The 12,845-nt window shown below is 62.7% G+C and carries 12 protein-coding genes and 1 pseudogene; 4 read left to right on the top strand and 9 right to left on the bottom strand.

The features are described 5' to 3' along the window. Positions 1 to 82: 82 nt before the first annotated feature. The 4 genes from I8N66_RS02800 to hisS all read right to left on the bottom strand — a co-directional run bounded on the left by I8N66_RS02800 (position 83) and on the right by hisS (position 4,298). On the bottom strand, positions 83 to 790 hold the full coding sequence (locus I8N66_RS02800) for a glutathione binding-like protein (protein ID WP_291149383.1): 708 nt from the start codon (positions 788 to 790) through the stop codon (positions 83 to 85). Positions 791 to 946: 156 nt separating this feature from the next. Beyond that, on the bottom strand, positions 947 to 1,642 hold the full coding sequence (gene hisG / locus I8N66_RS02795; protein ID WP_113536311.1) for an ATP phosphoribosyltransferase: 696 nt from the start codon (positions 1,640 to 1,642) through the stop codon (positions 947 to 949). Then, positions 1,639 to 2,781, bottom strand: a complete 1,143-nt coding sequence (locus tag I8N66_RS02790) for an ATP phosphoribosyltransferase regulatory subunit (RefSeq protein WP_291149376.1) — start codon at positions 2,779 to 2,781, stop codon at positions 1,639 to 1,641. The genes hisG and I8N66_RS02790 overlap by 4 nt, the downstream gene beginning before the upstream one ends. 5 nt (positions 2,782 to 2,786) lie before the next feature. Then, the gene (hisS, locus tag I8N66_RS02785; protein ID WP_291149374.1) at positions 2,787 to 4,298 is read right to left on the bottom strand and encodes a histidine--tRNA ligase; all 1,512 of its coding nucleotides are present in this window, start codon (positions 4,296 to 4,298) and stop codon (positions 2,787 to 2,789) included. A 309-nt stretch (positions 4,299 to 4,607) separates the two neighbouring features. Here hisS and I8N66_RS02780 point away from each other — a divergent pair, with 309 nt between their 5' ends. After that, positions 4,608 to 5,153, top strand: coding sequence for a hypothetical protein (locus I8N66_RS02780; RefSeq protein WP_291149373.1), 546 nt, complete (start codon positions 4,608 to 4,610; stop codon positions 5,151 to 5,153). A gap of 109 nt (positions 5,154 to 5,262) precedes the next feature. Continuing rightward, positions 5,263 to 5,648 (top strand): annotated as a pseudogene (locus I8N66_RS02775) (DUF305 domain-containing protein). Between the two features lie 57 nt (positions 5,649 to 5,705). Here the strand turns inward: I8N66_RS02775 and I8N66_RS02770 are convergent. After that, positions 5,706 to 6,350, bottom strand: coding sequence for a DNA-3-methyladenine glycosylase I (locus I8N66_RS02770; protein WP_113536315.1), 645 nt, complete (start codon positions 6,348 to 6,350; stop codon positions 5,706 to 5,708). 252 nt (positions 6,351 to 6,602) lie between these two features. Between I8N66_RS02770 and I8N66_RS02765 the strand changes: the two genes are divergently transcribed. Both I8N66_RS02765 and I8N66_RS02760 read left to right on the top strand, forming a co-directional pair. Next, positions 6,603 to 7,388 (top strand): L,D-transpeptidase, encoded by a 786-nt coding sequence (locus I8N66_RS02765; RefSeq protein ID WP_291149371.1) that lies wholly within the window; start codon positions 6,603 to 6,605, stop codon positions 7,386 to 7,388. A 181-nt stretch (positions 7,389 to 7,569) separates the two neighbouring features. Beyond that, on the top strand, positions 7,570 to 8,265 hold the full coding sequence (locus I8N66_RS02760; RefSeq protein WP_113536317.1) for a L,D-transpeptidase: 696 nt from the start codon (positions 7,570 to 7,572) through the stop codon (positions 8,263 to 8,265). Between the two features lie 63 nt (positions 8,266 to 8,328). Here the strand turns inward: I8N66_RS02760 and glcF are convergent, their stop codons facing one another. The 4 genes from glcF to I8N66_RS02740 form a co-directional block, all read right to left on the bottom strand. Further along, the gene (gene glcF, locus I8N66_RS02755) at positions 8,329 to 9,624 is read right to left on the bottom strand and encodes a glycolate oxidase subunit GlcF (protein WP_291149368.1); all 1,296 of its coding nucleotides are present in this window, start codon (positions 9,622 to 9,624) and stop codon (positions 8,329 to 8,331) included. A gap of 117 nt (positions 9,625 to 9,741) precedes the next feature. Further along, positions 9,742 to 10,122 (bottom strand): hypothetical protein, encoded by a 381-nt coding sequence (locus tag I8N66_RS02750; RefSeq protein WP_113536319.1) that lies wholly within the window; start codon positions 10,120 to 10,122, stop codon positions 9,742 to 9,744. Positions 10,123 to 10,152: 30 nt separating this feature from the next. Continuing rightward, positions 10,153 to 11,364, bottom strand: a complete 1,212-nt coding sequence (gene glcE, locus I8N66_RS02745) for a glycolate oxidase subunit GlcE (protein WP_291149364.1) — start codon at positions 11,362 to 11,364, stop codon at positions 10,153 to 10,155. Further along, positions 11,361 to 12,800, bottom strand: coding sequence for an FAD-linked oxidase C-terminal domain-containing protein (locus tag I8N66_RS02740; protein ID WP_113536321.1), 1,440 nt, complete (start codon positions 12,798 to 12,800; stop codon positions 11,361 to 11,363). Before I8N66_RS02740 ends, glcE begins: the two co-directional genes overlap by 4 nt. Positions 12,801 to 12,845: the final 45 nt, after the last annotated feature.

Here is a 12,845-nt window from a genome sequence, read left to right as displayed (position 1 = left end):
ACCTTCTTCTTATTAGTCTGTGCAGCAATGACTAGCCTTGCGCCCGAGCTTCGTCAACTCAGGCACAGGGCCATCACGATTGCTATTCCTTGCGCGGCACTTCCATGCCTTTTAGAGCCGCCGGGCGCGACAGGCCGCGCTCGACCCAGGCCATCACGTTCGGGAAAGCCTTGTAGTCCAGGACGTCGGCGCCGCCATAGAACCTACGGGCACCTTCGACCCAGGGGTACGTGGCGATGTCGGCAATCGTGTATTCGTCGCCCATCAGCCATTGCCGCCCCTCAAGGCGCGCTTCGAGCACGCCGAGAAGACGCTTCGATTCGTCACGGTAACGCTCGACGGGATAGGAATTGTTGGCGACCTTGTCGGCCGCAAACTTGAAGAAATGGCCGAACTGACCAAGCATCGGACCGATGCCGCCCATCTGGAACATCACCCAGCAGATCGTCTCGTAGCGGCCGGCCGCATCCAGCGGCAGCAGCTTTCCGGTTTTTTCTGCCAGATAGATCAGGATCGCGCCGGACTCGAAGAGACCGATCGGCTTTCCGTCCGGACCGTTGGGATCGATGATCGCCGGAATGCGGCCATTCGGATTGAGCGAGAGAAATTCCGGCGATTTCTGCTCGTTGGCATCGAAGGCGACCCGGTGAGGCTCGTAGGCGAGGCCCAGCTCTTCGAGCGCGATAGAGACCTTCACGCCATTGGGCGTTGGGAGCGAATAAAGCTGGATGATATCAGGGTTTTTCGCCGGCCAGCGCTTGGTGATCGGAAAGGCGGAAAGATCGGCCATGAAGGTCTCCTGGAGCGGAAGGGCGAGGAACGGCAGAGTGCCGCCCGCACGACTTACATAGGAGCGGAGGGGTCGCTTTTTGAGGGACCTACTTTATTTTTTCAGGTCTCCGAGAACACCAGGATCGTCGCGGGTCTTCCCCTGCCCGCCGCAGCGTCAAAGCACGCTGCGGACTGCCGCGACAACCCGCGCCACCACGGGGTCGCCATCGTGCGCAGGCTTGCGCGCCCGCACCAGACAGGCTTCCGAACGCAGGATCACGCCGTCCGTCAGGATCTTCAGATGGTTCGCCTTCAGCGTCGAGCCGGTCGAGGTGATATCGACGATGATGTCGGCGGAGCCGGACGCCGGCGCGCCTTCGGTCGCACCGAGGCTCTCGACGATGCGGTAGAGCTGGATGCCGTGGCTACCGGAGAAGTGGTTCTGCGTCAGCCGCCAGTATTTGGTGGCGATCGCGAGGCGGCGGCCGTGGCGGGCGCGAAAGTCCGCAGCAACGTCACCAAGGTCGGCCATGGTATCGACGTCGTACCAGATCTCCGGCACGGCGACGACGACATCGGCGTGACCGAAACCGAGACGGGCGCAGAACTCGACGCGGGCATCGGCATTGGCAAGCCCCTCGCGCACCAGATCCTCCCCGGTGACACCGAAATCGATCGAGCCATTGCCAAGCTCGCGGGAAATCTCGGACGCGGACAGGAACGCGATCTCCACATCGTCCGAACCTTCGACCCGGCCACGATAGGAGCGGTCATTGCCGACGGCAACGATCTTCATGCCGGCCCGTTCGAAGATCGCCGAGGCGTCATCCTTCATCCGCCCCTTGGACGGCAGCGCGATGGTGATCGTCATTGAACGCCTCCCTGGGAGGTAATCGCCTTTTCGATGCGGTCGAGCCAGAGCGAGAAGCCGACGGCGGGAATGTGTTCGCGGGCGCCAAGCAGCGTCAGCAGCCGGTCGAAGCGACCGCCGCCGGCCAGAACGGCCTGGATGCCGGCGACCTCCACTTCGAAGACGAGACCGGTATAGTAGTCGAGCGGACGGCCGAAAGCCGCGCGGTAACGGATCGCGCCGATGTCGGCGCCCGCCTTGGAAAGGGCTGCAACACGGGCATCGAAGCGGACGAGCGCCTCATCGAGCTTGAGGCCGGATTTCTGCGCGAAGGCAAAGAGCGCCGCCGGCGCATCGGCGAGCGGCACGTCGAGCGACAGAAACGCACCAACCTGATCCAGCGTCTTGCGGTCGAGCCGCGTGTTCGCCAGTTCCATCTTCTCCTTCAGCCGCCGGGCGATGTCCTGTGGCGAGCGGCTGGCATTGGTGGAGTAACCGGTCGCTTCCATCGTTTCGCCGATATGGGCGACGAGACCGGCTTCGTCTTCGAGCAGACCGTCCATCGACAGGCGCACCACTTCGGGACCGAAAACGCCGACCGTGCGCGGATGCGCGAGTTCAGTCAGCAGTCTCTGCAGGTGCTTCTGGTCACCAAAGGCATGGATCAACCGCTTCTGCCAGCCGGCCGGCAGACCGCAGGCACCGACGACGGCTTCGAACACCGCCTGGTCGCCGAGCGTCACGTTGAGCCGTCGCCCCGGCAAGCGGTTGGCAACGACGCGCATCGCGTCACCGACGATGCGTGCATCGGCGGTAGCGATATCCGTATCGCCGAGATCCTCGATGCCGGCCTGGTAGAATTCGTTTCCGCCTTCACGGCGCTGGCGGAAGACTTCGCCGAGATAGGCGTAGCGCTTCGGCGTGCCGGTCACCGCCTCGATATGGCGAAGGCAGACGGGAATGGTGAATTCCGGACGCAGGCACAGGCTTTCGCCGGTCTCGCTCTCGGTCATGAAGATGCGGCGGCGCAGATCCTCGCCGGCCATGGCGAGGAAAGGTTCGGCCGGCTGGATCACCGGTGTGTCGACGCGCAGCGTGCCGAGGCTTTCAAAATCGGCAAGCAGGTCGTCGGCGAAAGCAGGCAGATTGATGAGGGCCATGACCGTCAGCCCCTTGCCCGATCCTCGGCCTGGGCCGCCAGCATCTCGCGTACCTTTTCGACCAGTTCGGCCGTCGGAACGGAAACCTGGGCCACGCGCGCCTCGCGCCAGGCCGCATTGTCCTCGATCTCACCCGACAGGCGCTTGCCTTCGATCAGATCCTTGATCTGCACGACACCCGCAGCGCGCTCGTCGCCGCCCTGGATGATGGCGAGCGGCGAGCCACGGCGGTCGGCATATTTCAGCTGGTCGCCAAAATTCTTCTTGTTGCCCTGGTACATTTCGGCGCGGATTCCGGCATGGCGGAGCTGCTGCACGAAGCGCTGGTAGTGCCCCATGCTCTCGATGTCGCGGTCCATGACGCAGACGACGACCGGGGCGAGCACCTCGGACGCGCCGAGCTTGCCGAGGTTCTTCAGCGCCGTCATCAAGCGCGAAACACCGATCGAGAAGCCGGTCGCCGGCACCGGCTGGCCCATGAAGCGCGAAACGAGGCCGTCATAACGGCCGCCGCCGCCGACCGAACCGAAGACAACCTTCTCGCCCTTCTCGTTGGTGACGGCAAACTGCAGCTCGGCCTCGAAGACCGGGCCAGTGTAGTATTCGAGACCGCGCACGACCGAAGGATCAATCTTGATGCGGTCGGCCTCGTAGCCGGCGCTCATGACCAGGCTGCGGATGGTATTCAGTTCCTCGACGCCTTCGCCGCCCTTGGCCGTTCCAGCGACGAGGGCTGCGAGATCGGCAGCGCTTGTCGCATAGTCCGTGATGCCGACGAAGAAGAGCACCTTGTCGATCTGCTCGCTGCTCAGGCCCGCGCCCTTGGTGAAGTCGCCGCTTTCATCCTTACGGCCATCGCCGAGCAGGAGCCGCACACCTTCGGTGCCGAACTTGTCGAGCTTGTCGATGGCGCGCAGCACCGTCAGGCGGGCATTTACCTTGTCGCCGCCGCCAAGGCCGATCGCCTCCATGACGCCATCGAGCACCTTGCGGTTGTTGACGCGGATCACGTAGTCGCCGCGCGCAATGCCGAGCGCTTCCATCGTGTCGGCCATCATCATGCACATTTCGGCGTCCGCCTGGACGCCGGCGGCACCGACCGTATCGGCGTCGAACTGCATGAACTGGCGGAAGCGACCCGGGCCCGGCTTCTCGTTGCGGAAGACGTAGCCGGCACGGTAGGTGCGGAACGGCAGCTGGATTTCGTTGAAGTTCTCGGCGACGTGGCGGGCCAGCGGCGCCGTCAGGTCGTAGCGCAGCGACATCCACTGGTCGTCATCATCCGTCAGCGAGAAGACGCCTTCGTTCGGCCGATCGCTGTCGGGCAGGAACTTGCCGAGCGCATCGGTGTATTCAAACAGCGGCGTTTCGACCGGATCGAAACCATAATGCTCATAGACCGCACGGATCTTGCCGATCATTTCGTCGGTCGCGCGGATATCGGCGGCGGAGCGATCGACGAAGCCGCGCGGAAGGCGCGCCTTGAGCTTCTGCGGTTTCTTCTGTTTCTCGGTCATGGGAGCATTCCGGACTGTCAGCGGGTTTGGAGCTTTCCCTATCGGATCAAGGCAGGGGCGGCAAGGGTTTGGACCGCGCATAGCGTTCTGCGGGCCGATCACGAGGCGATTTGTCGGGCCGTCCGACTTCGGGCCAAGTTCGAGTCGCCCGACATCATCTGACCGTCACTCGCCGCCTCAACCCTAACGCGCATTAAGACGGAATTAATCACTAAAAGTTTATCGCTCGATCCATCGGCGACGTTCCGAATACGGTGGTGATCGGCTATCTTCCGGTCTCCGCGTGCGCACCGATGATTTCCGGATGCCATGACAGCATCGGGCAAACATCCCAACGGCAAAGATGTCGCGGCGATCTACTTCCCGGGTCTGATGGCCATATGCAAAGAGGTGTCGAGCGCGACGCGAAGAGAAGGAATGGGTATCATGCTGAGATTCATGACACCTGGCTGCGGAGCTATCCGGCCCGGCCATCTGGCCGCACATGACAATTGGATGCGGTCGCTCGACGAGGGAACCTACCTCATGGAAGCGTGGCGCTGCGATCTCGCGACCGGCATCTTCCAGCTGGGCCAACAAACCGCCGCCCTTCTCGGCACATCAACCTCCTCCTGCGGTGTCATCGACCTGGTACGCGCCTATGACCGCAAGGATCGCCCGACCGTGCTCAATATCCTCGAACAGGCGACCGCCTCGTCATCGTCGTTCTGCTTTACCGCCATGGTGCGCGCGCCGACGTCGCAAGCGGCCCAGCTCTTGTGCATCGGTCAATCCGTGCTCGACGCGCCTGATGGGGTGGATGTTCTGCAGGGTGTTTTCGCCTTTCCGCGCGAACGCGTGATGCTCTGCGCTTGAGCGCAAGACTTGAAACCGCTGGCACCCCTTCCCTAGATTGAAATAGTCCGAAGGATTACGCCTTGGTAACGCTCCTCGGGGGCTGCCCCTTGCAGAAGGAAGAAGCGCCATGTCGCTGAAACCGTTGACGACAACCCTCGCGCTCGCCGCCTGTCTCGCCTTTCCGGCGATGGCCGAAGAGATGAGCCACGGCACCATGCATCACGGCTCCGCGGAGGCTCCGAGCCCGGCGGGCGACGCATCGCCCGCAAGCAAGGCCTTTGCCGAAGCCAACGCCCGCATGCACAAGGACATGGACACGCCTATACCGGCAAGGCGGATATCGACTTCGTGCGCGGCATGATCGCTCACCACCAGGGCGCCATCGAGATGGCCAAGGTCGAGCTCGAATACGGCAAGGATGAAACGATCCGCAAACTGGCGGAAGAGATCATCAAGGCGCAGGAAGGCGAGATAAGGATGATGAAGGAGTGGCTAGCGAAGAACGGCGGCTGACCCGCAATCTCCGCTGCCGGGAAACGCCCATCGCCAGACCGACGATGGACACTTTGTTCAAGCCACCCGAGCGCTCGGTCTTGCGAGCTTGCCACGCATCTCTTCGACAACGACACGGCAATGGCAGCCTTCGATGTGATCGTTGACGAGCCCCATCGCCTGCATGAAGGCGTAGATCGTCGTCGGGCCGACGAAGGTCCAGCCGCGTTTCTTCAGATCCTTGGAGATCCGGGTCGAGGTCGGCGTCGTCGGATTGGCGGCGATCGCCTCGTAGGTCACCACTTGCGGGCGCTCGGCTGCCTGCGGCTCGTATGACCAGAAGTAGCCTGCGAGCGAACCGAATTCCCGCCTCAACTCCTGTGCACGACGCGCATTGTTGATGGTCGAGACGATCTTGCCACGGTGGCGCACGATGCCGGTATCGGCAAGGCAGCGCTCGATATCCGCTTCGTCGAACATCGAGACCGCGTCGAAATCGAAGCCGGCAAAAGCGGCGCGGAACGCCTCGCGCTTGCGCAGGATCGTCAGCCATGACAGGCCGGACTGGAAACCCTCGAGGCAGATCTTTTCGAACAGGCGGCGATCGTCGGTGACCGGACGCCCCCATTCCTCGTCGTGGTAGCGTCGATAGTCGTCGAGGTTGCCCTGCCAGGCGCAGCGCTGAAGTCCGTCCTCGCCGATCACTATGCCCTTGGCCGTCATCGTTTTCCTTGCTCCAAACTCGTCATTTCCATGCCTTTACCATTTGCAAACCAGATTCCTAAAGCGGCGGATAACCCTACCCAAAGCTTTATCGGCGCCTTCGCCTTTTAATGAAGTGCCGTTTACCATTCGGTGGCCCCCCGGTGACACGATCGCGCCATTGCCAAGGCGCATACCCCCGCTCGAGCGTCCGGTTCTTCGGCTGTCTGCGCCCCCTTGATGAATTTCGGCGAAAGGTAGCGAGTCCGTCCGATGTTGAAAAAATCCCTTCTTATAGCCGCCTCCGTTCTGCCCCTCGTCGCCGGCCAGGCCGAGGCGCAGGACCGGTATCAAAACCGCCCCCCCGTTGTGGTCAGCCCCGACCTCACCGCCCCCTGGGTGATGCAGCTCGGCGGGCAGCAGACCCGCACGCGGCAGGTCATGTATCGGCAGCAGATTCCGGCCGCCACCCGAAAACAGTATTATCAGGGACAGGTTGGCCAGCCGCAGGTCACCCAGCCGCAGGCCAAGCGCCGCGTCATCAATCCGCTGATCCAGCCGGCGAACGCCACACGCGCCCAGCGCCCGGTCAAGTCGAAATTCGACCCGCAGTACCTGCCGCAGACGGTTGCCTATGAGAGCAAGGAAAAGCCGGGCACGATCGTCATCGATACGAACAACCGCTTCCTCTATCTGGTCACCGGCAACGGTGAGGCCCGGCGCTATGGTGTCGGCGTCGGCAAGCCGGGCTTCGAATGGGCGGGCGCGCACAAGGTCACCCGCAAGGCGGAATGGCCAAGCTGGACACCGCCACAGGAAATGATCTCCCGCGAGGCGGCCAAGGGACACTATCTGCCGGCACGCATGGACGGCGGCCCTGAAAATCCGCTTGGCGCACGCGCCATGTATCTCGGCTCGACGCTCTACCGCATCCACGGCACCAATGCGCCCTGGACCATCGGTTATGCCGTTTCGTCCGGCTGCATCCGCATGCGCAACGAAGACGTCGTCGACCTCTACGAACGCGTGAAATTGGGCACGAAGGTTATCGTCATATAATTGGAGCATCGCATAGAATATTTCCTCCCCCTCGCACGTGTTGCTGTTGCCTATGCGTGATTTTCAGGCAACAGCAACATGAACAGATACAAGTCCGGCGGTCCGCCGGCTGTATCGCAGGCTTGAACTTCGCGGCATTTTGCATAGCTTGCCTGCAACGAGGGTTTAGAGGGAATCATATATGAACCGTCATGCCAGCAAAATGGTCGCGATCGCCATCGCGGCCAGTACTATTCTTGCCGCCGCAAGCGCCTCGGCTTTTACGCCGGCGCCAACGACCGGGACCAAGGTCAAGTCCACTGACATTGTACTCGTGGCCACCCCGAAGAAGCCGGCAAAACAATTCTGGCGCACCAAGGTTCGCTTCCGCACCGACGAAGTTCCCGGCACGATCATCGTCGATACCAACAACAAGTATCTCTACTATATCGACGGTCCGAACCGCGCGACGCGCTATGGCATCGGCGTCGGCCGCGACGGCTTCGGCTGGTCGGGTGTGGTAAAGGTCGGCCGCAAGGCCGAATGGCCGACCTGGACGCCACCGGCGGAAATGCGCCGCCGCGAAGCTGCCAAGGGCCGCATTCTGCCGGTCACCCAGGAAGGCGGCATCGACAACCCGCTCGGCGCCCGCGCCATGTATCTCTACAAGGGCGGCCGCGACACGATCTTCCGCATCCATGGCACCAATCAGCCCTGGACCATCGGCCAGAACATGTCGTCGGGCTGCATCCGCATGATGAACGAAGACGTGGAGCATCTCTACGATCGCGCCGATGTCGGCACCAAGGTCATCGTCATCGGTCCCGGCAGCAAGCCGGGCGACACCTATTTCGACGATCGCGGCGTCGACATCTTCCGCCAGATCTTTGGCGGCTGATAGCCATCGAAGACAATCCATTAAGAAGGCCGGCTCCTTGCTGAGCCGGCCTTTTCTTTATCCTCAGAGCCCCTGGGGCTTCGCCCCGCCATAGGCCCAGTCGAGCAGTTCGACCGTATGAAGGATGGGGATCTTGGTGCCGCTGGCGATCTGGGTGATGCAGCCGATATTGCCGGTTGCGATCGCGTCCGGCCTCGTCGCCTCGAGATTCTTGACCTTGCGCGCCTTGAGCTTCGCCGAGATTTCCGGCTGCAGGATGTTGTAGGTGCCGGCCGAGCCGCAGCAGAGGTGCCCTTCCGCCGGATCGCGGACGACGAAACCGGCGCGCTTCAAAAGCTGCTTCGGCACAAAAGTGATCTTCTGGCCGTGCTGCATCGAGCAGGCGGAATGATAGGCGAGCGTCATGCCGCGCGCATCCTGCTCAGGCAGGTCGAGGGTCGACAGATACTCGGTAATGTCCTTGGCCAGAGCCGAGACCCGTGCCGCCTTTTCCGCATAGAGAGGATCAAGCCGCAGCATGTGGCCGTAGTCCTTGATCGTCGTTCCGCAGCCTGATGCGGTGATGACGATGGCATCGAGCCCACCTTCGTCTGCGACCTTGAGCCAGGCGTCGACATTTCGGCGCGCCGCATCAAGTGCCTGGTTCTCGCGCCCCATGTGGTGCACCAGGGCGCCACAGCAGCCTTCACCGGCCGAAACAACGACTTCGATGCCAAAGCGCGTCAACAGCCTGATCGTCGCCTCGTTGATCTCCGGCTTCAGCACCGGTTGCGCGCAGCCCGACAAGAGCGCGACCCGACCGACGCGCTTGCCCTTGGGCGAGTTGGTGCCGGGAATTGCCGATGGGGAGGGCTGCGGCACGGCGCTCGGCGCCAGATCGAGCATGATGCCAAAGGTCCTCAGCAACGGCATGCGCTTCATGAAGCCTGCGAAGGGCCGGACAAGGCCGGCCACCTTCAACGACAGGCGGAAGCGCTGGGGATAGGGCAGCACGGCCGCCAGCACGGAACGCGCCAGCCGGTCCTTGAACGGACGGCGATAGGTTTTCTCGATGTGGACGCGCGCGTGGTCCACGAGGTGCATGTAGTCGACACCGGAGGGACAGGTGGTGGTGCAGGCGAGACAGGAGAGGCAGCGGTCGATATGGGTGACCGTTTCCTTGTCGGCGGCCCTGTCGTTTTCCAGCATGTCCTTGATGAGGTAGATGCGCCCGCGCGGACTATCGAGCTCGTCGCCAAGCGTGACATAGGTCGGACAGGTCGCGGTGCAGAAGCCACAATGTACGCATTTGCGCAGGATGGCCTCGGATTCGGCCACATGCGGGTCGGCAAGCTGCGCGGGGGTAAAATTGGTCTGCAAACGCGAACTCCACTCTCCGGTACTGCGGCACCGCGCCCTTGCGACGTGCTCGGTCACCGCAGCATTCTGATTTCAGCATCCTTCAACCGGAACCGGCTTCAGGGTTTGCGCCGTGGCTTACACCATCCAGGCTTCGGGATTGGTGATCGGCTCTTGACGCGCGGCCCGCTGCAGGCCGACGACGCAGCGCACGACGATCCAGACGGCGGTGGCGATAAAGCCGAGGATGCCGACCAGCACCACCGTCAGCAACAACGATATCAACAGGAACAACAGCGAGATCCAGAAGGTCCGTATTGCCCAGACATAGTGCGTCTCGACCCAGGGTGCCCCCTTGCCGCGATTGAGATAGGCCATCACGACGCCGATGATCGGGGTGATCCCTACCGCAAAGCCCACGAGATAAAGGACATAGATCACCTGGACGTTGATCTTGCCCGGCTCGAGCCAGCGATCGGTCTCGCGGGAAAACGGCGTCTGCGGACCATTATCGCTCATCAACTCCTCCCATGTTCCATCACGCGCGCCTCAGGAGACCGCAGCCATGCGGCCCGGATTGAAGATCCGGTGCGGGTCGAACTTCGCGCGAACGCGTTCGCTCAATTGTGCCACGGCTACGGGTTGTGGTTCAAACGACGGAATGGCGGCACGATAGGCGTCTTCCGCCCTGACGAGGCTCGCGTGACCGCCGCCGAGAACCTTGATGTAGCGGCGCGCGAGTTCCGCTTCCGGGTCTGCCTCCATGCGCAGCCAGACGAGACCGCCCTGCCAATCATAGAAGGCATCGACGCCGGTTTGCAGCCGAAGTGCGGCCACCAGCTGATGGCCAAGCGATGGGGCGACAGACACGCGCCAAAGCGGCTTCTTGCTGCCGTCGGCATAGGGTTTGACGTCGCGGATCTCAGTCCAAAGCTTTGCTGTTTGCGCTGGATCGAGACGCGTCACCGCGCCGAAGCGACCGACCGCCTTCATCAGCTTTTCAGCCCTGATCGCAACGGATGCCTCCAGCCCTTCGAGCCGCAGCACGGTGGCCGCACCATCCGGAAGGCTGCCATCCAGGAACCGTCCACGCACGCTCTCGGGCAGATGCGCGGCACCGGAAACCTCCACGGTCTGCGCCATCGCCTCGGCCATGACTGCCGCGGCTTCGGCATCGTTGAGCCCGGACACCACAATGGTCTGGGACGCCGGCGGCAACGGGAGGACGCGGAAGGTGACTTCGGTGAGGATGCCGAGCGTGCCGTGCGAGCCGGCCAGAAGCTTGACCAGATCGAGGCCCGTGACGTTCTTCATCACCCGCCCTCCGGCCTTGATCGCCTCGCCCTCACCGTTGACGAAGCGAACACCGAGCAGACTGTCGCGGGCAGCGCCCGAAACGTAACGCCTGGGACCGGAGACGTTGGCGGCGAAGACACCACCGATCGTCGGCTCTCCGGACGAGGCGAAGATCGGCCGATGGTCCATCGGTTCGAAGGCAAGCATCTGCCGGTTCTCACCCAGTGCGTCTTCGATCTCGCGCAGCGGCGTTCCGGACAGCGCGGTGATCGTCATCTCGGCTGGCTTGTAGCTGACGATGCCGGAGAGGCGGCGCGTCGACAGCACACGGTCGGCGCGCACGGGATTGCCGAGACCCGAGCGCGTGTTGCCGCCGATCACTGCAAGCGAGGCCTTGTCGGCCGCCATCGCGCGAACGACGGTCGCAATCCCCTCTTCGCTTGCCGGTTCGAAATGCACGATCATGCGGCGGGACGTCCTTCGAGCGGGAAGACCTTGGACGGATTGAGGATCCATTGCGGATCGAAAGCGGCCCGCGCCGCCATCTGCTGGTCGAGGTCGACCTGGTTGTACTGGTGCAGCATGAGATCTCGTTTTTCGATGCCGACGCCATGTTCGCCCGTCAGGCAGCCACCAGCATCGACACAGAGCTTGAGGATATCGTTGCCGGCGGACTCGGCACGCGCCGCGTCTTCCGGGTCGTTGATGTTATAGAGGATCAACGGATGCATGTTGCCGTCACCGGCGTGGAAGACATTGGCGACGCGCAGACCATAGCCAGCGACGATCTCACCGGTGCGGGCGAGCACATGCGAGAGCTGGCTGAGCGGCACCGTACCGTCCATGCAGATGTAATCGGCGATACGACCGGTGGCCCCGAAGGCGGATTTCCGGCCTTTCCAGATTGCGGCCGCTTCCATCGCCGATTGGCATTCCTTGATGGTCGCGACCCCATGACGGCGCGCAACCGCGACGATGCTCGTGAGCATCGCGTCCATTTCCGGCTCTGAACCCTCGACCTCGACGATCAGCAGCGCTTCGACGTCGAGCGGATAGCCGGCATGGGCAAAGGCTTCGCAGATCTCGATCGCCGGCTTGTCCATGAATTCGATCGCGACGGGGATGATGCCGGAACCGATGACGTCGGCGACGCAGGCACCGGCCGCTTCCGATGAGGCGAAGCCGAACAACACGGGTCGAGCGCCCTCAGGCTTGGCGATCAGCCGCACCGTCGCCTCGGTCACGATGCCGAGCTGTCCCTCGGAGCCGCAGACGAGGCCGAGCAGATCATAGCCCGCCGCATCCAGCCCCTTGCCGCCGAGCTCGATCACGGTGCCATCGAACAGCACCATCTTCACGCCCAGCAGGTTGTTGGTGGTGACACCATATTTCAGGCAATGGGCGCCGCCGGAATTCATGCCGATATTGCCGCCGATCGTGCAGGCAAGCTGCGAACTCGGGTCGGGCGCATAGAAGAAACCGTCGGCGGAAACGGCTTCGGAGATGTTGAGGTTGGTAACCCCCGCCTGGACGGTTGCCGTGCGATTGAAGAGATCGACATCGAGAATGCGCGACATCTTCGAAAGGCCGATGACGACCGCATCCTCCTGCGGGATGGCGCCGCCCGAAAGCGAGGTTCCGGCACCGCGCGGCACGACCGGAATACCATAACGGCTGCAATATTTGAGAAGAGCGGCGACCTGCTCGGTCGTTTCCGGCAAGGCAACCGCAAGCGGCATGCGACGATAGGCGATGAAGGCATCGGTCTCGAACGGCTTCAACCCGCGCTCGTCGCTGATCAAACAGTTCTCAGGTAACAGGTCGGCCAGGTCGGCGACAATCTCGCGACGCCGGGCAATAACAGCCTGTTTCGGTTGCAGAAAACCGATCGTCTCCGCCATCAATGCCTCCGGCCGCATGTCAATTGGTTCATTTTCTTTACCACT

The organism is Ensifer sp. SSB1 (assembly GCF_016652895.1).
Classification (GTDB): domain Bacteria; phylum Pseudomonadota; class Alphaproteobacteria; order Rhizobiales; family Rhizobiaceae; genus Ensifer.
The sequence above is the reverse complement of the archived record's forward strand: the minus strand, read 5'-3'. Positions and strand labels throughout refer to the sequence as shown.

Bases quoted from the DNA above. Each gene is read 5' to 3' on its own strand.
- I8N66_RS02760 (WP_113536317.1), top strand. From the start codon at position 7,570: ATGAACCGTCATGCCAGCAAAATGGTCGCGATCGCCATCGCGGCCAGT.
- I8N66_RS02790 (WP_291149376.1), bottom strand. From the start codon at position 2,781: ATGGCCCTCATCAATCTGCCTGCTTTCGCCGACGACCTGCTTGCCGAT.
- I8N66_RS02750 (WP_113536319.1), bottom strand. From the start codon at position 10,122: ATGAGCGATAATGGTCCGCAGACGCCGTTTTCCCGCGAGACCGATCGC.
- glcE (WP_291149364.1), bottom strand. From the start codon at position 11,364: ATGATCGTGCATTTCGAACCGGCAAGCGAAGAGGGGATTGCGACCGTC.
- I8N66_RS02780 (WP_291149373.1), top strand. From the start codon at position 4,608: ATGACAGCATCGGGCAAACATCCCAACGGCAAAGATGTCGCGGCGATC.
- I8N66_RS02770 (WP_113536315.1), bottom strand. From the start codon at position 6,350: ATGACGGCCAAGGGCATAGTGATCGGCGAGGACGGACTTCAGCGCTGC.
- I8N66_RS02765 (WP_291149371.1), top strand. From the start codon at position 6,603: ATGTTGAAAAAATCCCTTCTTATAGCCGCCTCCGTTCTGCCCCTCGTC.
- hisS (WP_291149374.1), bottom strand. From the start codon at position 4,298: ATGACCGAGAAACAGAAGAAACCGCAGAAGCTCAAGGCGCGCCTTCCG.
- hisG (WP_113536311.1), bottom strand. From the start codon at position 1,642: ATGACGATCACCATCGCGCTGCCGTCCAAGGGGCGGATGAAGGATGAC.
- I8N66_RS02800 (WP_291149383.1), bottom strand. From the start codon at position 790: ATGGCCGATCTTTCCGCCTTTCCGATCACCAAGCGCTGGCCGGCGAAA.
- I8N66_RS02740 (WP_113536321.1), bottom strand. From the start codon at position 12,800: ATGGCGGAGACGATCGGTTTTCTGCAACCGAAACAGGCTGTTATTGCC.